This is a genomic window from Pantoea sp. RG18 (assembly GCF_025910075.1).
GTDB lineage: Bacteria > Pseudomonadota > Gammaproteobacteria > Enterobacterales > Enterobacteriaceae > Pantoea > Pantoea agglomerans.
Genome location: NZ_JAPCIL010000006.1, coordinates 276,587 through 297,018 on the forward strand (window position 1 = coordinate 276,587; position 20,432 = coordinate 297,018).

General features: G+C 53.2%; 13 protein-coding genes. 4 read left to right on the forward strand and 9 right to left on the reverse strand.

All coding sequences use genetic code 11. The features are described 5' to 3' along the window. Positions 1-77: 77 nt before the first annotated feature. The 4 genes from rpsA to serC form a co-directional block, all read right to left on the reverse strand. Positions 78-1,751 (reverse strand): 30S ribosomal protein S1, encoded by a 1,674-nt coding sequence (gene rpsA / locus OK409_RS08000; RefSeq protein ID WP_003849352.1) that lies wholly within the window; start codon positions 1,749-1,751, stop codon positions 78-80. Between the two features lie 108 nt (positions 1,752-1,859). After that, positions 1,860-2,546 (reverse strand): (d)CMP kinase, encoded by a 687-nt coding sequence (gene cmk, locus OK409_RS08005; RefSeq protein WP_010254946.1) that lies wholly within the window; start codon positions 2,544-2,546, stop codon positions 1,860-1,862. A gap of 198 nt (positions 2,547-2,744) precedes the next feature. Further along, the gene (gene aroA, locus OK409_RS08010) at positions 2,745-4,031 is read right to left on the reverse strand and encodes a 3-phosphoshikimate 1-carboxyvinyltransferase (protein ID WP_010254943.1); all 1,287 of its coding nucleotides are present in this window, start codon (positions 4,029-4,031) and stop codon (positions 2,745-2,747) included. An 82-nt stretch (positions 4,032-4,113) separates the two neighbouring features. Then, a complete protein-coding gene (gene serC / locus OK409_RS08015; protein WP_033757140.1) occupies positions 4,114-5,199 on the reverse strand; it encodes a 3-phosphoserine/phosphohydroxythreonine transaminase in 1,086 nt (361 codons plus the stop codon). A 326-nt stretch (positions 5,200-5,525) separates the two neighbouring features. On the opposite strand from serC, the gene ycaO reads away from it, so the two are divergent. The 4 genes from ycaO (at position 5,526) to pflA (ending at position 11,783) form a co-directional block, all read left to right on the forward strand. Further along, the gene (gene ycaO, locus OK409_RS08020) at positions 5,526-7,289 is read left to right on the forward strand and encodes a 30S ribosomal protein S12 methylthiotransferase accessory factor YcaO (protein ID WP_010254940.1); all 1,764 of its coding nucleotides are present in this window, start codon (positions 5,526-5,528) and stop codon (positions 7,287-7,289) included. A 373-nt stretch (positions 7,290-7,662) separates the two neighbouring features. Then, complete coding sequence (gene focA / locus OK409_RS08025) at positions 7,663-8,523, forward strand: formate transporter FocA (protein ID WP_010254939.1); 861 nt, start codon at positions 7,663-7,665, stop codon at positions 8,521-8,523. Between the two features lie 71 nt (positions 8,524-8,594). Further along, complete coding sequence (pflB, locus tag OK409_RS08030; RefSeq protein ID WP_064704727.1) at positions 8,595-10,877, forward strand: formate C-acetyltransferase; 2,283 nt, start codon at positions 8,595-8,597, stop codon at positions 10,875-10,877. A 165-nt stretch (positions 10,878-11,042) separates the two neighbouring features. Further along, the gene (pflA, locus tag OK409_RS08035) at positions 11,043-11,783 is read left to right on the forward strand and encodes a pyruvate formate lyase 1-activating protein (protein WP_010669755.1); all 741 of its coding nucleotides are present in this window, start codon (positions 11,043-11,045) and stop codon (positions 11,781-11,783) included. Positions 11,784-11,835: 52 nt separating this feature from the next. Here pflA and OK409_RS08040 read toward each other — a convergent pair whose 3' ends face one another. From OK409_RS08040 to OK409_RS08060, 5 genes are all read right to left on the reverse strand, one after another. After that, entirely contained in the window at positions 11,836-12,987 is a 1,152-nt protein-coding gene (locus OK409_RS08040) for an MFS transporter (RefSeq protein WP_010254932.1), read from the reverse strand. A gap of 318 nt (positions 12,988-13,305) precedes the next feature. Further along, entirely contained in the window at positions 13,306-14,598 is a 1,293-nt protein-coding gene (gene serS / locus OK409_RS08045) for a serine--tRNA ligase (RefSeq protein ID WP_010254930.1), read from the reverse strand. A 92-nt stretch (positions 14,599-14,690) separates the two neighbouring features. Beyond that, positions 14,691-16,034, reverse strand: coding sequence for a replication-associated recombination protein A (locus tag OK409_RS08050; protein WP_033757131.1), 1,344 nt, complete (start codon positions 16,032-16,034; stop codon positions 14,691-14,693). 7 nt (positions 16,035-16,041) lie between these two features. Next, positions 16,042-16,653 carry an outer membrane lipoprotein chaperone LolA gene (gene lolA / locus OK409_RS08055; protein WP_003849334.1) on the reverse strand — a complete coding sequence of 204 codons (612 nt, stop codon included), beginning with the start codon at positions 16,651-16,653 and terminating at the stop codon, positions 16,042-16,044. 177 nt (positions 16,654-16,830) lie between these two features. Next, positions 16,831-20,382, reverse strand: a complete 3,552-nt coding sequence (locus tag OK409_RS08060) for a DNA translocase FtsK 4TM domain-containing protein (protein WP_264366949.1) — start codon at positions 20,380-20,382, stop codon at positions 16,831-16,833. Positions 20,383-20,432 lie beyond the last annotated feature (50 nt).

A 20,432-nucleotide genomic window follows, 5' to 3' on the forward strand; every position in this document is an offset into this window, starting at 1 on the left:
CTCCGGTTTATCCCTATGGGAATGTATGACAGCTTTTACCGAAACCGGGTGGTTGCCCACCCGGTGCTTCAGGCCGATTACTCGCCTTTAGCCGCTTTGAACGCTTCAGCCATAGCGCTAGAGAAATTGCCTTCTTCCTGTTTGGTGTTAACAGTATTGATAGCTTCTTTCTCATCAGCCTGGTCTTTCGCACGGACAGACAGGCTTACGACACGGTTTTTACGATCAACGCCGGTGAACTTAGCTTCAACGTCGTCGCCAACGTTCAGAACCAGAGTTGCATCTTCAATGCGGTCCAGTGAAGCTTCAGAAGCGCGCAGGTAACCCTCAACGCCGTCTGCTAATTCAACTGTAGCACCTTTAGCATCAACTGCAGTCACTTTACCGGTGACGATGGCACCTTTCTTGTTCAAAGTGATGTAGTTGTTGAACGGATCTTCTGCCAGCTGTTTAACGCCCAGAGAGATACGCTCGCGCTCTGCATCAACCTGCAGTACAACGGCAGCGATTTCGTCGCCTTTTTTGTACTCACGAACGGCTTCTTCGCCAGTCGCGTTCCAGGAGATGTCAGACAGGTGAACCAGACCGTCGATGCCGCCATCCAGGCCGATGAAGATACCGAAGTCAGTGATTGACTTGATTTTACCTTCAACACGATCGCCTTTGTTGTGCGTCTCAGCGAACAGCTGCCATGGGTTAGATTTACACTGCTTCAGACCCAGGGAGATACGACGACGCTCTTCGTCAATGTCCAGAACCATAACTTCAACCACGTCGCCTACATTAACAACTTTAGACGGATGGATGTTTTTGTTGGTCCAGTCCATTTCAGACACGTGTACCAGACCTTCAACGCCTTCTTCGATTTCCACGAAGCAGCCGTAATCAGTCAGGTTGGTAACACGACCGGTCAGGCGGGTGCCTTCCGGATAGCGTTTAGCGATAGCAACCCATGGATCTTCGCCCAGCTGCTTCAGACCCAGAGAAACACGGGTACGCTCGCGGTCGAACTTCAGCACCTTAACGGTGATTTCGTCGCCCACGTTGACGATTTCGCTTGGATGCTTAACGCGTTTCCATGCCATGTCAGTGATGTGCAGCAGGCCATCAACGCCGCCCAGATCAACGAATGCACCGTAGTCAGTCAGGTTCTTAACGATACCTTTGACTTCCATGCCTTCCTGCAGGTTTTCCAGCAGCTGATCGCGCTCTGCGCTGTTTTCGGATTCGATAACCGCACGACGTGAAACCACGACGTTGTTGCGTTTCTGATCCAGCTTGATCACTTTGAATTCAAGCTCTTTGCCTTCCAGGTGCAGCGTATCGCGCACCGGACGCACATCTACCAGTGAACCTGGCAGGAACGCACGGATACCGTTGAGCTCAACTGTGAAGCCGCCTTTAACTTTGCCGTTGATAACACCGGTAACAGTTTCAGCGTCTTCGTAAGCTTTCTCCAGCGTGATCCATGCTTCATGGCGCTTAGCTTTCTCACGGGACAGCAGGGTTTCACCGAAGCCGTCTTCCACTGCATCCAGAGCAACATCAACTTCGTCGCCTACCTGGATTTCCAGTTCGCCGGCTGCGTTCTTGAACTGCTCTGCAGGAATTGCAGATTCAGATTTCAGACCCGCATCAACCAGAACGACATCTTTGTCGATAGAAACGACGATGCCACGAACGATAGAACCCGGGCGGGTTTCGATTGTTTTTAAGGATTCTTCAAATAGTTGAGCAAAAGATTCAGTCATATTGATAATCTTCAGGATTCTTCAATTTAACGTCCATCTGACTTCATGTCGGATGGGGTTGTTTCACATGCCCGGCACCGGATCCATGGTACAGGGTGGTAGATTCAGTTAAGCCGTAATACCCAGCTTCTCGCGGGCATATTGTAGCGCTTTTTCAATGACCTGGTCGATAGACATCTCGGTAGAGTCCAGAACCAATGCATCGCCAGCGGCTACTAAAGGCGCAATTGCGCGATTACGATCGCGGTCGTCGCGTTCTTTTATCTCGGCTAAAAGGCGGTCAAAGTTAACATTAAAGCCATTATCCTGCAACTGTAGCATACGGCGCTGAGCACGCTCTTCCGGGCTGGCATCAAGGAAAATTTTCACTGGCGCATCCGGAAAAACCACGGTGCCCATATCACGGCCATCAGCAATCAGGCCCGGCATCTCGCGGAAACCGCGCTGGCGGCGCAATAATGCTTCGCGTACCCGGGGAAAAGCGGCAACACGAGAAGCGGTGTTGCTGACCTCCTGAGTACGGATTTCACCGGTGACATCTTCACCTTCAAGTATGACCTGCATTTCACCATTTTGTGACACAAAGCGCACATCCAGGTGAGCAGCAATCGGCACCAGCGCTTCTTCAGATTCAATCTCCACCTGATGATGCAATGCGGCCAACGCCAGCACGCGATAAATAGCACCGGAGTCCAGCAGATGCCACTGCAGCGATTCCGCCATCGCTTTGCACAGGGTTCCCTTTCCCGCTCCACTTGGCCCATCAATAGTTATGACCGGGGCAGTTACTGTCATTATTCCCTCCTGTTGCTGCGTGCTTCCTGACCTTTCGGTCACCATTAATGACTAGCATTATACGCTGCATAGCACGGCTTGGTTACCCTTTCGCACTGATCAGGTTCGTAATCTTAGTCAATTCAGAGGATCTCTGGCCTGTTACAGCCAGATAAAATCAGGGGAGTTCCGGTGCGAACCGCACCGGAAAGGGAGATATCAGGCGCTCTGGCTGATTTTAGCCAGTTGAACGAAATAGTCCGGGAAGGTTTTTGCAGTACAGCCAGGATCGAGAATGGTCACTGGGGTATCAGAAAGTGCAACCAGAGAGAAACACATCGCCATGCGGTGGTCATTGTAGGTGCCAATATCCGCATGAATCAGCGTCGCTGGCGGCGTAATGCGGATGTAGTCATGACCCTCTTCGACTTCTGCCCCGACTTTACGCAGCTCTGTGGCCATTGCGCTCAGTCGATCGGTCTCTTTTACCCGCCAGTTATAAATATTGCGTAACCGGGTGGTGCCCTCTGCAAATAGCGCCGTAGTCGCGATGGTCATTGCAGCATCCGGAATATGGTTCATGTCCATATCGATGGCCTGCAGTTTGCCGGCCGTACAGGCAATGTAATCATCGCCCCACTCAATCGTCGCGCCCATCTTTTCCAGCACGTCAGCAAACCGGATGTCACCCTGCACACTCTGGCGTCCAATCCCGGTGACGCGAACCGTTCCGCCTTTTATAGCGGCAGCGGCCAGGAAATAGGAAGCGGAAGAGGCATCGCCTTCAACCAGGTAATCACCCGGCGACTGATACTGTTGCTGTCCCTTGATCAGGAAGCGCTGATAGTTCTGATTCTCAACCTCGACGCCAAAGCACTGCATCAGATTAAGGGTAATATCGATGTAAGGTTTCGACACCAAATCACCTTTGATGGTGATGCAGGTATCCTGCTGTGCCAGCGGCGCGGTCATCAGCAGCGCTGTCAGGAACTGGCTGGAAACGCTGCCATCCACACTGACTTCACCCCCGGTAAAACCACCGCGTAAACGCAGCGGCGGGTAGTTTTCGTTTTCCAGGTACTCAATGGTTGCTCCGCCCTGACGAAGTGCGTCAACCAGATGCCCGATTGGACGCTCTTTCATGCGGGGTTCGCCGGTCAGTTCGATATCGTGCTGGCCCAGACAAAGCGCCGCGGCCAGCGGACGCATTGCGGTTCCGGCATTGCCCAGAAACAGTGACAGCGGTTGAGATGCGTGCAGTGGCCCGGCATTTCCCGTCACTTCACACAGGGTGCGATCGCTGGAAAGCGTATAGCTTACACCAAGCGCGGTCAGCGCGTTCAGCATGTGCTTAACGTCGTCGCTGTCGAGCAGGTTGGTAAGACGGGTTGTACCTTTAGCCAGAGCAGCCAGCAGCAATGCACGATTGGAAACGCTCTTTGAGCCGGGCAGATTTACCGTGCCGTTGACGCGCGCAATCGGTTGGAGAGTCAGGGAGTCCTGCATGTGAAACGAAATCCTCAAAAAATACAGAGACCTCGCCGTGTGACGAGGTCTGGCATCAGCATCAATGCTGATATCTTAATAATCAGCCGTGACGGCGTTCAAAATCGACCATGAAATCGGTCAGGGCCTTCACACCTTCCAGCGGCATCGCATTATAAATAGAGGCGCGCATACCGCCTACTACACGATGGCCTTTAAGCGCGTGTAATCCCGCCTTAAACGACTCTTCCAGGAACAGCGCATCGAGTGAAGCATCGGCCAGCTGGAAAGGGATGTTCATGCGTGAGCGGTTTTCTGTTGCCACATCATTACGATAGAAGCCACTGTGATCGATTACGCCATAAAGCAGGTCAGATTTTGCCTGATTGATACGATCAATTTCAGCCACACCGCCCTTCTCTTTCAGCCATTTAAACACCAGCCCTGAGAGATACCACGCAAAAGTCGGCGGGGTGTTAAACATCGAATCGTTATCGGCCAGCACTTTGTAATCGAGGATTGAGGGCACAGAGGCGTGCGCCTGACCCAGCAGATCTTCGCGAACGACAACCAGCGTTAATCCGGCCGGGCCCACATTTTTCTGCGCACCCGCATAAATCACACCGTAACGACTCACATCGATAGGGCGTGACAGAATGGTGGATGAGAAATCAGCAACAACGGTTTTACTGCCAAAGTCGGGCTGTTCGTCAATCGCGATGCCATCAATGGTTTCATTCGGGCAGAAATGCAGGTAAGCGGACGTCTCACTCACCTCCCATTCGCTCATCGGCAGGATGGCTCGTTTACCGTCGCGCGTTGTTTTGACATCCAGCGTGCGTGGGGAACAAAACTTTTCCGCTTCTTTTATTGCGCTATGCGCCCAGTAACCGCCATCAACATAGTCGGCACTGGTCGCTTTACCCAGCAGATTTCCCGGTACGGCAGCGAACTGCGCACGCGCCCCACCATGACAGAATAAAACTTTGTAATTCGACGGTATTTTTAGCAGATCACGGAAGTCCTGCTCCGCTTCTTCAGCCACCTGAATAAACTCTTTACTGCGGTGACTGATCTCCATTACAGAGGTACCCAGACCGCGCCAGTTCGTCAGTTCCTGTTCTGCACGACGAAGCACTTCAACCGGTAGCATCGCCGGGCCAGAGCTAAAATTATAAACTTGCGTCATTTCCCCTCACCACTGTCATATCGAACGGTTATGAATAACCATCCGGTTTTATCACTGCATTCTGATAGCTGCAATCATAAATCAGGGAGCGGTCACATTTTCTGAATCCGGCTCGCCGGAGGTTATGTTACCAATGCAAATCTGCGCGGAATTTTGTGAGGCTTTATCCAGCGCCATTAATTCGCGTTTGGCCTGAGAGCGAAAGTGATGAAAACTAAGCCGGTAAAGTAAGCCGGTAAAAATGTCCCGCCCTGATAGCGGTCTGTTAGCAAAATCCGTATCATTGCGCGCTTTACGCACCCTATGACAACTGAGAGAGCGGCACTATGACGCAAACATTTATCCCGGGCAAAGATGCCGCACTGGAAGACTCCATTGCGCGTTTCCAGAACAAGCTGCAGGATCTTGGCTTTAACATTGAAGAAGCATCCTGGCTGAATCCTGTCCCCCATGTCTGGTCAGTGCATATCCGCGACCGCGATTGCCCGCTCTGTTTTACTAACGGCAAGGGCGCCAGTAAAAAAGCGGCGCTGGCCTCCGCGCTGGGCGAGTATTTCGAGCGTCTCTCAACTAACTATTTTTTTGCTGACTTCTGGCTGGGAAAAAAGATCGCTAACGGCGATTTTGTTCACTATCCCAATGAAAAATGGTTTGCGTTACCTGATGATGAGTCCTTACCTGAAGGTATTCTGGATCCGCGCCTGCGCGCATTTTACGATCCCGATAATGCCCTGACGGCTTCCGGCCTGATTGATCTGCAGTCCGGGAATACTGAACGTGGTATCTGCGCCCTGCCCTTTACCCGTCAGTCCGACCAGCAGACTGTCTATATCCCGATGAATATTATCGGCAACCTCTATGTCTCAAACGGCATGTCGGCAGGTAATACCGCGAACGAAGCGCGTGTTCAGGGGCTGTCTGAAGTGTTTGAGCGCTATATTAAAAACCGCATTATTGCTGAAGCGATCAGCCTGCCTGCGATTCCTGATGACGTGATGCAGCGTTATCCTGAGGTGATCGAAGCCATTGCACGTCTTGAAGCGGAAGGCTTCCCGATTTTCGCTTATGACGCCTCTCTCGGCGGTAAATATCCGGTTATCTGCGTGGTGCTGTTTAACCCAACCAACGGAACCTGTTTTGCCTCATTTGGTGCTCACCCTGATTTCGGTGTGGCGCTGGAGCGTACCGTTACCGAGTTGCTGCAGGGCCGAAGCCTCAAAGATCTGGATGTGTTTACCCCACCGACCTTTGATGACGAAGAAGTGGCTGAGCATGCCAACCTTGAAACACACTTCATCGATTCAAGCGGCCTGATCTCCTGGGATCTGTTTAAAGAAACTGCGGATTATCCTTTTGTCGACTGGTCATTCGCGGGCAGCACCGAACAGGAATTCGCCACGCTGATGGCAATCTTCGCCTCGGAAGATCAGGAAGTCTATATTGCAGACTACGAGCATCTGGGTGTCTATGCCTGCCGCATCATCGTGCCAGGCATGTCTGATATCTACCCGGCAGAAGACCTGTTCCTGGCGAACAACAGCATGGGAGCGGGCATGCGTGAAACCCTGCTGGCCCTGCCTGACAGCAACTGGAATCCGGAAGAGTATCTGGATCTGATTGGACAGCTTGATGATGAAGGCTTTGACGACTTCACCCGCGTTCGTGAGCTGCTGGGTCTGGCGACCGGTAAAGACAATGGCTGGTACACGCTGCGTGTTGGCGAATTAAAAGCGATGCTGGCGCTGGCGGGCGGCGATCTGGATCAGGCATTGATCTGGACAGAATGGACGATGGAGTTTAACAGCTCAATCTTTACGCCAGAGCGCGCTAACTACTATCGTTGCCTGCAGACCCTGCTGTTACTGGCTATGGAAGATGAGCGTGATCCATTGCAGTATCATCACGCTTTCCTGCGGATGTATGGTGAGAGCGCAATGGAAGCAGCCTCCGCCGCGATCAGTGGTGAGAATCCGTTTAACGGCCTTCAGGCTGTTGATGATGAGCTGCAGGCCTTCCCTGCCCATCAGTCGCTGCTTGCCGCCTACGAAAAACTGCAAAACGCCAAACGTCACTACTGGAAAAACGCGTAAGCCCTGACGCGTCAGACTGAAAGCAGACGGTTAAACATGGCACTGGATTTATCTGGTGCCATCCTTCCCCACTTTCTCTATGAAACATTAGCTACTTTAAAATTCCGTCCCATTACATCACATCATTTTAATTAACATATAAGCCATTAATTAATAACACAGGCTGAACTAAAAAAGTGGCGCATCACTTTATATTAAAATATTTTTGTATTTTTAAAATAAATTTATTTGTCTATATTCAGCTAGTTAACTCATTATTTTCTCATTAATTTGCGACCAGTGGGTTACCACCCTGGCAAACATGATCCATATCAATTACTGACCTATACTCCTTTGTTAGTATTTTTTCAGACAACTTCAGGAGTAAGTTAGTGTGAAAACTGACAACCCTTTTAATCTTTTATTACCCGCCGCGATGGCGAAAGTGGCCGAAGACGCGGGTATCTATAAAGCAACCAAACATCCTTTTACGACCTTCTTTCTGGCAATAAACGCCGGCGTATTTATCTCAATCGCATTCGTTTTTTATATTACAGCGACCACCGGTAGCGGCGCGATGCCCTACGGCATAGCCAAACTGATTGGAGGTATCTGCTTTTCACTCGGCTTAATGCTGGTCGTGGTATGCGGTGCCGACCTTTTTACCTCTACTGTATTAATCGTTGTCGCCAAAGCCAGTGGCCGCATCAGCTGGGGACAGCTGGCCCGCAACTGGATTAACGTCTACGCCGGTAACCTTGCAGGTGCACTCTTCTTTGTCGCTCTGATGTGGTTTGCCGGACAGCACATGGTCGCGAATGGCGCCTGGGGATTGAATGTCCTGCAAACCGCCGATCACAAGATGCATCACACCTTCATAGAAGCGGTTTGTCTGGGTACATTGGCCAATCTGCTGGTCTGTCTCGCCGTCTGGATGAGTTACTCAGGCCGCACCCTGACCGATAAGCTGGTCGTGATGATTCTGCCTGTTGCGATGTTTGTCGCAAGCGGTTTCGAACACAGTATCGCCAACATGTTTCTTATACCCTATGCCATTGCTATTCGTGACTTCGCGACACCTGAATTCTGGCAGGCAGCTGGCACCACGGCGGCACAGTTTCACTCGCTGACCCTCAGTAACTTTATTATCGACAACCTGATTCCCGTGACCATCGGAAACATTATCGGCGGCGGCGTTCTGGTTGGGTTGACCTACTGGGTTATCTATCTCCGTAAAGGTGACCAGGTTCATTAAACGCATTTTTGACGGCACAGGAAGTTGGCTGTGCCCGACCGTAAAGTCTCCTCATATAAGGCAGGTATATTATGACCGAACTTAATGCAAAACTGGCTTCAGCATGGGAAGGATTTGCTGAAGGCGAATGGCAGAATAGCGTCAATGTGCGCGACTTCATTCAGAAAAACTACACCCCATATGAAGGTGACGAGTCATTCCTGGCGGGTGCCACCGAAGCGACCACCAAACTGTGGGAAAGCGTGCTGGAAGGCATCAAAATTGAGAACCGCACCCACGCGCCAGTCGACTTCGACACCGATCTCGCCTCAACCATTACCTCGCACGACGCGGGTTACATCATTAAGCCACTGGAAAAAATTGTTGGTCTGCAGACCGAAGCGCCATTAAAACGCGCCATCATTCCTTATGGCGGCATCAAAATGGTCGAAGGGTCATGCAAAGTGTATGGCCGTGAACTCGACCCTTCACTGAAAAAAATCTTCACCGAATATCGCAAAACGCACAACCAGGGCGTGTTCGATGTTTATACACCGGACATTTTGCGCTGCCGTAAATCAGGTATCCTGACCGGCCTTCCTGATGCTTATGGCCGTGGCCGTATTATCGGTGACTATCGTCGTGTGGCGCTGTACGGCATCGATTTCCTGATGGCGGATAAATTCGCTCAGTTTGCCTCACTGCAGGAAGATTTAGAGAATGGCGTTAATCTGGAAGCGACTATTCGTCTGCGTGAAGAGATTTCTGACCAGCATCATGCGCTGGCCCAGATCAAAGAGATGGCAGCAAAATATGGCCATGACATCTCCGGTCCGGCTACCAATGCGGTTGAAGCAGTACAGTGGACTTACTATGGCTACCTGGCTGCAGTTAAATCACAAAACGGTGCTGCCATGTCATTTGGCCGCGTCTCAACCTTCCTTGATGTTTACATCGAACGTGACCTTAAAGCCGGTAAACTGACTGAAGAGCAGGCACAGGAACTGATTGACCATCTGGTGATGAAACTGCGTATGGTTCGCTTCCTGCGCACACCTGAATATGATGAGCTGTTCTCAGGTGACCCAATCTGGGCAACGGAATCCCTGGCAGGTATGGGCGTTGATGGCCGTACCCTGGTCTCAAAAAGTACGTTTCGCTTCCTGAATACCCTCTACACCATGGGTCCTTCACCTGAGCCGAACATGACCATCCTGTGGTCAGAAAAACTGCCGATTAATTTCAAAAAATATGCCGCTAAAGTCTCTATCGATACCTCATCTTTGCAGTATGAGAACGATGACCTGATGCGTGCTGATTTCGACAATGATGACTACGCAATCGCCTGCTGCGTGAGCCCGATGATTGTCGGCAAACAAATGCAGTTCTTTGGCGCACGTGCCAACCTGGCGAAAACGCTGCTCTACGCAATCAACGGCGGCGTGGATGAAAAGCTGAAAATGCAGGTTGGACCGAAAGGCGACAAAATCAGCGACGACGTACTGGATTTCGACACCGTCATGGAGCGTATGGATCACTTCATGGACTGGCTGGCAAAACAGTATGTGACTTCGCTGAACATCATTCACTACATGCATGATAAATACAGCTACGAAGCGGCGCTGATGGCCTTACATGATCGGGATGTCTACCGCACTATGGCCTGTGGTATCGCGGGTCTCTCCGTCGCTGCGGATTCACTTTCTGCCATTAAATATGCCAAAGTGAAACCAATTCGTGACGAAGATGGTCTGGCCATCGACTTCGATATTGAAGGCGAATATCCGCAGTTCGGTAACAACGACTCACGGGTAGATGACCTGGCCTGCGATCTGGTTGAACGCTTCATGAAGAAAATTCAGCAGCTGAACACCTATCGTAATGCCGTGCCAACGCAGTCTGTTCTGACCATTACTTCGAACGTGGTATATGGTAAGAAAACCGGTAACACACCAGATGGACGTCGCGCTGGCGCACCGTTTGGACCAGGTGCTAACCCGATGCATGGTCGTGACCAGAAAGGTGCAGTTGCCTCACTGACTTCCGTCGCGAAACTGCCGTTTGCCTATGCGAAAGATGGTATCTCCTATACCTTCTCAATCGTACCAAACGCGCTGGGTAAAGATGATAACGTGCGGAAAACCAACCTTGCCGGTCTGATGGATGGTTACTTCCATCACGAAGCCAGCATCGAAGGCGGTCAGCACCTCAACGTTAACGTTATGAACCGTGAAATGCTGCTGGATGCGATGGAACATCCAGAGAAATATCCGCAGCTGACCATTCGCGTTTCCGGTTACGCTGTACGCTTTAACTCACTGACTAAAGAGCAGCAGCAGGATGTGATTACCCGAACCTTCACTCAGTCACTGTAATTACTGCTCTACCTGATAAAAAAGGCTCCTCGCGGAGCCTTTTAATTAAAAGTCTGTTCTGGTGGTCATCTCCATCAAGGTTCCCACCAGAATCGATTTCCTGCCCCTGAGCGCAACAGAGATTGCGCCGTCTGTCCCGGCAGACTCACTGGAGAAAACATCGCAATGTCAGTTAACGGTCGTATCCACTCATTTGAATCCTGCGGCACCGTCGATGGTCCCGGTATCCGTTTTATCACCTTCTTCCAGGGCTGCCTGATGCGCTGCCTCTACTGTCACAACCGCGACACCTGGGATACGCACGGGGGCAAAGAGATCAGCGTCGAAGCGCTGATGGCGGATGTACTCTCCTATCGCCATTTTATGAACGCCTCTGGTGGCGGCGTCACGGCCTCAGGCGGTGAAGCCATTCTTCAGGCTGAATTTGTGCGCGACTGGTTCCGTGCCTGCAAGGCCGAAGGTATTCATACCTGTCTCGACACCAACGGCTTCGTACGCCGCTATGATCCGGTGATCGATGAACTGCTCGACGTTACCGACTTAGTGATGCTCGACCTGAAACAGATGAATGACGACGTGCATCAGATTCTGGTGGGTGTCTCCAATCACCGTACGCTGGACTTTGCCCGTTACCTGCAGAAAAAAGGCAAACGGACATGGATCCGTTTTGTCGTGGTGCCCGGCTATTCCGACGATGATGACACCGCGCATCGCTTGGGTGAATTCACGCGTGACATGGAGAACGTTGAGAAGATTGAATTGCTGCCCTATCATGAGCTGGGTAAGCATAAATGGATTGCGATGGGTGAAGAGTACAAGCTGGACGGGGTGAAGCCACCGAGCAAAGAGACAATGGATCGCGTGAAAAACATTCTCGCCAGCTATGGCCACGAAGTGATGTACTGAAGAATCTGCCACAAAAAAGGGAGCTTAACGCTCCCTTTTTGCTGTTCAGCGATCAGGCATGTGCCACTGGCGTAGCCTGATGATTCGCTTTGCGCAGCAGCATCACCAGATAAATCAGCGCCACAGCAGCGATCATCACGAACAGCAGCTGGTCAGAATAATTCTGCATCAGAACAGAGGTCATTGCCGGTCCAGCCAGACTGCCCACGGTATAACTCATCAGCAGTGCCTGATTCATCGCTACCAGTTCATGATGTGCGACCGTCTCGCAAGCCCAGGACATCGCCACCGGATAGAGTGTGAAGCCTGCCAGCCCCAGAACAAATAGCGCTGGTGCCATCGCGGCATTGGTTAACATGGCCATCGCACCCAGGATAACCACAAAGACCTGAACTCGCAGCACCAGCATGCGACCAAAACGATCGGCCAGACGGCCAATGGGCCACTGGCCCACAATGCCTGCGCTGACCAGCAACGCCATCCAGTAACCCACATTGGCATCACTCATTCCCTGATGTGACAGGTAAAGCGGCATCAGGCCATAAAGCGAGCCCAGAAGGATGCCAGAGATAATGCAGCCATTGATGCCCAGGCGTGAGCTACGGCGACGCAGCATCGGCCAGATGCGGGCCGGAGCGGCTTCTGTCGCTTCACCGCTGGCGGAGACGCGAGTAAAGACCAGCGGCAGCACGGCGCAGAAGACCAGCGACGTCACCCACGGAATCACGCTGAGTAATTCCGTAGACAGTTTGCTGACCAGCAACTGGCCTGTCACGGTGCCGATGTAATAGACAACCATATAGGCCGCCAGCAGTTGTCCCCGATTACGTACCGTTCCGCTGCACAGAAGTGCGCTCTCGACCACCACCCACATCAGCGCACAGCCGACACCGGCGATGAAACGCATTGAACTCCATGCCCAGAAACCCGACATCATCGCCAGGCACAGGGTTGCGACGGCAAACATCAAGGTAGCCAGGTAGTAGCTGCGGTTGAAGCCGTAATGCCTGATTAACCAGCCAGCCAGCAGAGTTCCTGCGAGGTTACCGGTGTAATAGGAGGAGCTTACGATGCCCACCTGCCAGGTTGTCAGTAAGTCATGCGTCAGCCACAGTGGAACGAGCGTATTCAGCACGGCAATTGCGACAGTCATTAACATCAGGCCGCAAAGCAGCAATATCACGGGGCGTGACCAGGTTGACATAGGGGATAGAAACCAGAGCAAATGAAGGAAATTGCGCGCAGTTTGCCACTGGCCTTTTTAAAGTCAATGGGCGAACTTTAACGGCAGCACATTTTGCTGTGCGACAATTTAATTTACTAATCTTCAGTGGGTTACAATCGTAAGAAGCGGCAGGTCGCTAAATGCTATCTCTATGAAAAATTAGGTTTTTAGCCATTCCGGCCTAGCTGGTATCGATAACGTTTATTTGTGATTAAAATGAGGCCTGACAGAACAGTTTTTCCGGAGCAATAACATAAAAAAACCCGGCCATGGCCGGGTTCAGAGAGTTACTGTTGCTTAGCCGATAATTTCGACGCCATTCATATAGGGGCGTAAAACCTCAGGCACAGTGATGCGGCCATCTTCCTGCTGATAATTTTCCAGCACCGCCACCAGGGTACGGCCTACGGCCAGCCCTGAGCCATTCAGGGTATGAACCAGACGCGGTTTCTTATCCTGTTTGTTGCGGCAACGCGCCTGCATACGACGCGCCTGGAAATCACCCATGTTGGAACAGGATGAAATTTCACGATAGGTATTCTGCGCCGGTAGCCAGACTTCCAGATCGTAAGTTTTAGTCGATCCAAAGCCCATATCGCCGGTGCAGAGTAAAACCTTACGATATGGCAGGTTCAGCAGCTGCAGCACTTTCTCAGCGTGACCGGTCAGCTCTTCCAGGGCATCCATTGACTGCTCCGGCGTGACGATCTGCACCATCTCAACTTTGTCGAACTGGTGCATACGGATCAGGCCACGCGTGTCACGACCGTAAGAACCCGCTTCAGAACGGAAGCACGGCGTATGCGCAGTCAGTTTAACCGGCAGGCTATCCTCTTCGAGGATCTCATCACGCACCAGGTTAGTCAGCGGCACTTCCGCAGTAGGAATTAACGCATAGTTGCTGCTGTCTGACTCCTCTTCCAGCGGACGGGTGTGGAACAGGTCTTCGCCAAACTTAGGCAGCTGTCCGGTACCGTAAAGCGTTTCGTGGTTAACCAGATAAGGCACGTAGGTTTCAAGGTAGCCATGCTGCTCGGTGTGCAGGTCAATCATAAACTGACTCAGTGCACGGTGCAGGCGGGCAATCTGCCCCTGCATGACCACAAAGCGTGAACCGGTCAGTTTCACGGCAGACGCAAAATCCAGGCCTTTAGCCGCTTCACCCAGCTCAACGTGATCTTTAACCGGGAAGCTGAACTCGCGCGGGGTACCCCAGCGGCTCACTTCCTGGTTTTCGCTGTCATCTTTGCCCAACGGCACTTCATCGGCCGGAATGTTCGGCAGTGCCAGTGAGAAGTCACGGATTTGATTCTGCAGTTCATCCAGTTCTGCTTTTGCGGCATCCAGGCGTTCGCCCAGCGCGTTCACTTCCTGACGCAGCGGCTCGATGTCTTCCCCACGTGCTTTGGCCTGACCGATGGATTTGGATCGGGAGTTACGCTCTGCCTGCAGATTTTCTGTTTCCACCTGCAGCACTTTGCGACGCTCTTCAAGCGAACGCAGCGTTTCCACATCCAGTTTGTATCCCCGGCGTGCCAGTTTTTCTGCGACTGCGTCTGGCTCGTTACGCAGCAGATTGGGATCGAGCATGCTTATCCTGTGTATAAAAAGTTGGTTGAACGAAGGGACGCATTCCAGCGGAATGCGTTGAAAACATTGCCCACATTACCGTAACGTCTGTTTCAGCGGTAGCGTTTTGTCGGGCTATTTTGATCCTGCTCAGCCAGCCAGCTTAGCTTTTCACCAATCTTGCCTTCAAGCCCGCGCTGGGTTGGGGTGTAATAGCGCGCGCTGGCCAGTTCCTGCGGAAAATAGACTTCACCCGCGGCATAGGCGTTGGTTTCATCATGGGCATAACGGTATTCTTTACCCAGGCCCATCTCTTTCATCAGCTTAGTCGGGGCATTGCGCAGATGTTCCGGCACATCGTAATCGGGATGGTCGCGCGCATCACGCATTGCGGCTTTAAACGCGTTGTAGACCGCATTACTTTTAGGCGCGCAAGCCAGATAAACAATGGCCTGGGCAATCGCACGCTCCCCTTCTGCCGGACCGACGCGCGTAAAGCAATCCCAGGCCGCAATCGCCACCTGCATACCGCGCGGATCGGCGTTGCCGACATCTTCGGAGGCGATTGCCAGCAACCGACGAGCCACATAGAGCGGATCGCCGCCCGCAGTGATAATGCGCGCATACCAGTAGAGCGCCGCATCCGGTGCGGAGCCGCGTACCGATTTGTGCAGTGCAGAAATCAGATCGTAAAAACGATCGCCTTTATTATCAAACCGCGCGGATCGCTCACCAGAGACTTCGTTAAGCAGCTGCGGCGTCAGTTCTCGCTGACCTGATGCGGTGATTTCGGCCATATCAGCCATCATCTCCAGCGTGTTCAGCGCCCGACGTGCATCACCATTAACCAGTTCAGCGATCATCCTGCGTGTGTTGTCCGGCAGCACGATGTCACTGTCCCCATAACCTCGCGCTTTATCCTGCATCGCCTGATCCAGCACCTGCTCAATATCTTCCAGGGTTAGTGATTTCAGCAGGTAAACGCGGGCGCGTGACAACAACGCAGAGTTAAGTTCAAAAGAGGGGTTTTCGGTGGTCGCACCAATAAAGGTAATGGTGCCATCTTCGATATGGGGCAGAAAGGCATCCTGCTGGCTCTTGTTGAACCGATGGACCTCGTCCACAAACAGGATCGTGCGCCGCCCGGCATGTTTATTCTGACGGGCCCGCTCAATCGCCTCACGGATCTCTTTTACGCCGGAGGTGACGGCCGAAATACGTTCCACATCGGCGTTACCGTAATGGGCAATGATCTCAGCCAGCGTGGTCTTGCCGGTCCCGGGAGGTCCCCACAGGATCATTGAATGCAGGTGCCCTGCTTCAATCGCGCGCGGCAGAGGTTTGCCTGCGCCCAGCAGATGTTGCTGACCAATGTACTGTTTCAATGTTTCTGGCCGCATACGCGCGGCCAGAGGTTTGAAATTTTCGGTGGAAAAATCCAGGGACAGGTTACTCACCGTGACCTCACTGACGTTGGTCGTCCACCGTCACGCCTTTTGGCGGTGTGAACGTGAATTTATCCGGGCTGATAGCGCCATTCTGCTGGCTTTTCAGCTGGTAATCGCTGCGCTGGCCATCCTGCTCGATAGCACTGAAGCGGTTGATGGTCCCGCTGGACGTCACCTGGATGGTGAACTGTTTCAGGTTGCCGTCGCTGTTCTTAGGTGTCAGTTCAAAATTGTCACCCTGCTGTTTGATATTGTACTGCTTCCAGTCATTTGACTGGTTGCGGGCAATCAGCATAAAGGGCGTGTTGCTGGTCGCATTCTGCAACAGGCTGACTGTCGCCTGCTCAACAAACGGGTTGTAGAACCACAGCGATTTACCGTCGGAGATGATGATGCTTTCGTCCGGCGCGGTCATGTGCCAGTTAAACAGGCTGGGACGTTTTACCCACAATTCGCCTTCGCCGTCCTGCACATTCGCGCCGCTGCTGTCGGTCACTTTTTGGGTGAAGCTGGCGTGGAAGCTGCTGACCTTGTTCAGGCGCTGTTGCAGATCACTGGAAGCATCAGCCAGAACGCTGGCTGAAGAAAAGGTGGCCAACAGGCCCAGAGCGATTACGCGTAATTTCATCTGCTTCAATTCCTTATTTAAACGTTCCCATCGATAACTGCATTAAGCCTGGCCGCCGTTCCGCCATCAGAACAGAGGAAAAAACCGAAAGCTGATTCAGATATGGGGTTTAACCGCATAAAAACAATGAGCCAGTCGGAACTGGCTCATTGCGTTGTGTTTCAAAACATTTAGCCACTACATATCGTGTGGCGGTGGCGACAGCACTTCACGGTTACCATTGTGTCCTGGTGCAGAAACAATGCCCTGCGCTTCCATCTGTTCAATGATACGTGCCGCGCGGTTATAACCGATGCGGAACTGACGCTGAACGCCTGAAATCGACGCTCGGCGCTTATCGACCACAAAACCGACCGCCTGATCGAACAGCGGATCGAGCTCCTCATCACTGTCGATACCACCTGCACTTTCGCTCTCTTCGCCCGCCGTAATGCTGTCGATATATTGCGGACGACCACGCGCTTTCCAGTCCTGAACCACTGCATGCACTTCCTGGTCACGAACAAACGCACCGTGAACACGAATCGGCAGCGAGGAGTTCGGCGGCATGTAGAGCATGTCACCCATACCCAGCAATGACTCCGCGCCGCCCTGATCGAGAATGGTACGTGAGTCAATTTTGCTGGAAACGGTAAAGGCGATACGCGTCGGAATGTTCGCTTTGATCAGACCGGTAATGACATCCACAGATGGACGCTGTGTCGCCAGTACCAGATGGATGCCGGCAGCACGGGCTTTCTGTGCCAGGCGCGCAATCAGCTCTTCCACCTTTTTACCGACTGCCATGATCAGGTCAGCAAACTCATCGACCATCACAACAATATAAGGCAGCTTCTCCAGAACCGGCGGCGTCATATCCATGCTGTCGCCCGGCTTCCAGAACGGATCGGGAATCGGACGACCCATCGCTTCGGCCTGTTCCACTTTTTCGTTGTAGCCCGCCAGATTACGCACGCCCAGCGCCGACATCAGCTTGTAGCGACGCTCCATTTCACCGACGCTCCAGCGCAGCGCATTGGCAGCATCCTTCATGTCTGTGACCACTTCGGTCAGCAGATGCGGAATACCTTCATAGACCGACAGCTCAAGCATTTTCGGGTCGATCATGATGAAGCGAACTTCTTCCGGCGTCGCCTTATACAGCATGCTGATAATCATGGCGTTCACGCCCACAGATTTACCGGAACCGGTGGTACCGGCGACCAGTAAGTGTGGCATTTTCGCCAGATCGGCCACCACCGGCTGACCGGCAATGTCTTTACCCAGCACGACGGCCAGCGGTGAAGGGTTGTCGCGGAATTTAGGGCAATCCAGCACTTCACGCAGATAGACGGTCTGACGATGCTTGTTTGGCAGTTCCAGACCTACGTAAGGTTTGCCTGGGATCACTTCCACCACACGAACCGCTACCGTCGACAGCGAACGCGCCAGATCGCGGGACAGATTGGAGATACGCGCCGCTTTAACGCCTGGTGCCAGGTCAAGTTCGAAACGGGTAATAACCGGGCCAGGCGAGATACCGACCACCTCCGCTTTAACGCGATAATCGCCTAAGCGCGACTCCACCAGACGGGCAGTCTGCTCCAGCGAGAACATATCAACCGGCTCTTCCTCTTCAGGCGGTGCGGTCAGCAGATCCAGCGAAGGCAGTGGCGTGGAAGGTTTCTCCAGCGGCTGCTCGTGACGCATCAGGAATGGATGAATCAGGCTGTCATGCAGTGAAGGTTTCGCCTCTTCCACCGGCTGAACCGGCGCTGCCGCTGGCGTGCCATAGCCAGGCGCAGAGTAAGCCGGAGCCTGAGGAGCCGCAGGGGCACCATAAGCGGGCGCAGAGGTTGCCGCAGGCGCAGCATAGTCAGGTTCAGACGGTGCTGTCGGGGCGCTATAGGCAGGCTCTGCCGGGGCAAAGCTGGCTGGTGCAGGAACATGAGCCGGAGCCTGAGGTCTTGAAACCTCACTCACCTGCTGCCAGGGTTCGTGTGAAACCGCTGGAGCTTCAGGTTCTGGCGTCGCCGCAATGGTAAACAGCGGTTCAGAAGGACTATCATCCACCAGATCTTTCATCGGTGAAAAATCAAACGCTAAGGCGGTATCAATATTGAATACCGGCTCTTTTTTCACTTCTGGTTCATAGCGCTGCTGTTGCTGCTCGGCGAACTGACGGGCCAGTGCATCCTGCTGCTGTGCATCCTGTTCATCTTCCTCGTCCTGCTGCCAGCTGGTGCCGTAACGCTGCTGCTGTTCAGACTGGAAAGCCTGTCGCAGTTCAGCCTGCTGCAGCGCCTCTTCAGCATCCGGAGCAGAGGAAACGGAGCCAGCACTAACCGGTTCGGTCTCTTCCGTTTTCGCTTTCTCTTCTGCCATGCGCTGAGAAGGCAGCTTAATGCCATAAGAGGCCAGCTCACGACGGGTTGGCAGTTTTACCGGGTTAGGACGCGGCAGTGCCGGGCCGATACCTTGTTTAACCTGCGGATTGAGATTGGTTTCAGGGGCTAAATCAAAAACAGGCGCAGTACGCGTTGTTGCCTGGGCTGCCGTTGCCTGGGCTGCCGTTGCCTGGGCTGCCGCTGCCGCCGCAGGGATGGCTGACGTATCCCGCCAGTTACCCATTTTAGGTTCATCATCGTCGTAAGCACTGAACGACGGCGTAGCCGGAGCGTCGTCTGGCATTTCAAAATGATAAAGCGGTGGTGAGTCTGCGGGTGCAGAAGCACTCTGCGCCGGGGAATTCGCCACACTCTGCGGAGCTGGCGCGCTCTGTGCGTACGCAGGCGCAGGTTGTGCAGACGGTGATGCAGGGATGGATGTCGCTGACGCGGCAGGCGCCGAAGCTGTAACCGCAGCAGCAGGTGCAGCGACAGATGCTGGCGTCACCGTGGCTGCAGGGGCGAGGGTCACCTCGGCGGCTTCAGCGGTGGCCGCGACTGCCGCACTGGTGGCTGCTGCAGCTTTAGCCAGCAGCGGATCCTGCTGTGACGCCGCAGGCTCAGCAGCTGCACGTGGGGCAGAAAGCAGCACATCATCATCCTGATCGGCGGCATGAAGCTCAGGCACATCCGCGTATTCACGCGCGTCCCGCTCGTCATCCTCTTCCTGCCAGGGTTCATCGTGACGAGAGCGGTTGCTGGCAAACGTCAGTACGCCCATGACTACGCCACCAATTCTTTCTGCAATGGTGAGCCATGACCAGCCGGTGTAAAGGGTAATGCCCGCCGCCCAGACGCAGAGCAGCATCAGCGTGCCGCCAGCCGGACTGAACCAGGGTGCAATAGCATTACTGACCAGGCTGCCGATCACGCCGCCCGAGGCAAAGTACCAGATATCATCGGCATTCAGCGCCGCCATACCACAGGTCGTCACCACCAGCGCGAGGACGCCAATTAAGCGCAGCCCGACGGCAAAGTAGTCAAAGTAGTCCTGGCTGTCGCGCTGACGGAAAGCAATCCAGCACAGTCCCAGGATGACGGGCGGAATGGCATACGCCATCACACCAAAGATGAAGAGTAAGGTGTCAGCCAGCCAGGCACCGACGCTGCCGCCGATATTATGGATAGGTTCATGCCAGGCCGTTTGCGACCAGCTCGGGTCGGAAGGGTTAAAACTGACCAGAGAAACCATCAGGTAGATGGCAAACAGCGCCACCAGAATGAGCATTGCTTCCAGCAGACGACGTCCACTGCTCATCGATTGTAACGAAACGTCTTTATCTTCTGTATATTCCTGGCTCAAGAGGACTCTCCAGGTGCCTGTAAAGTAAGAAGCAACAGCGCCGGGCGAGC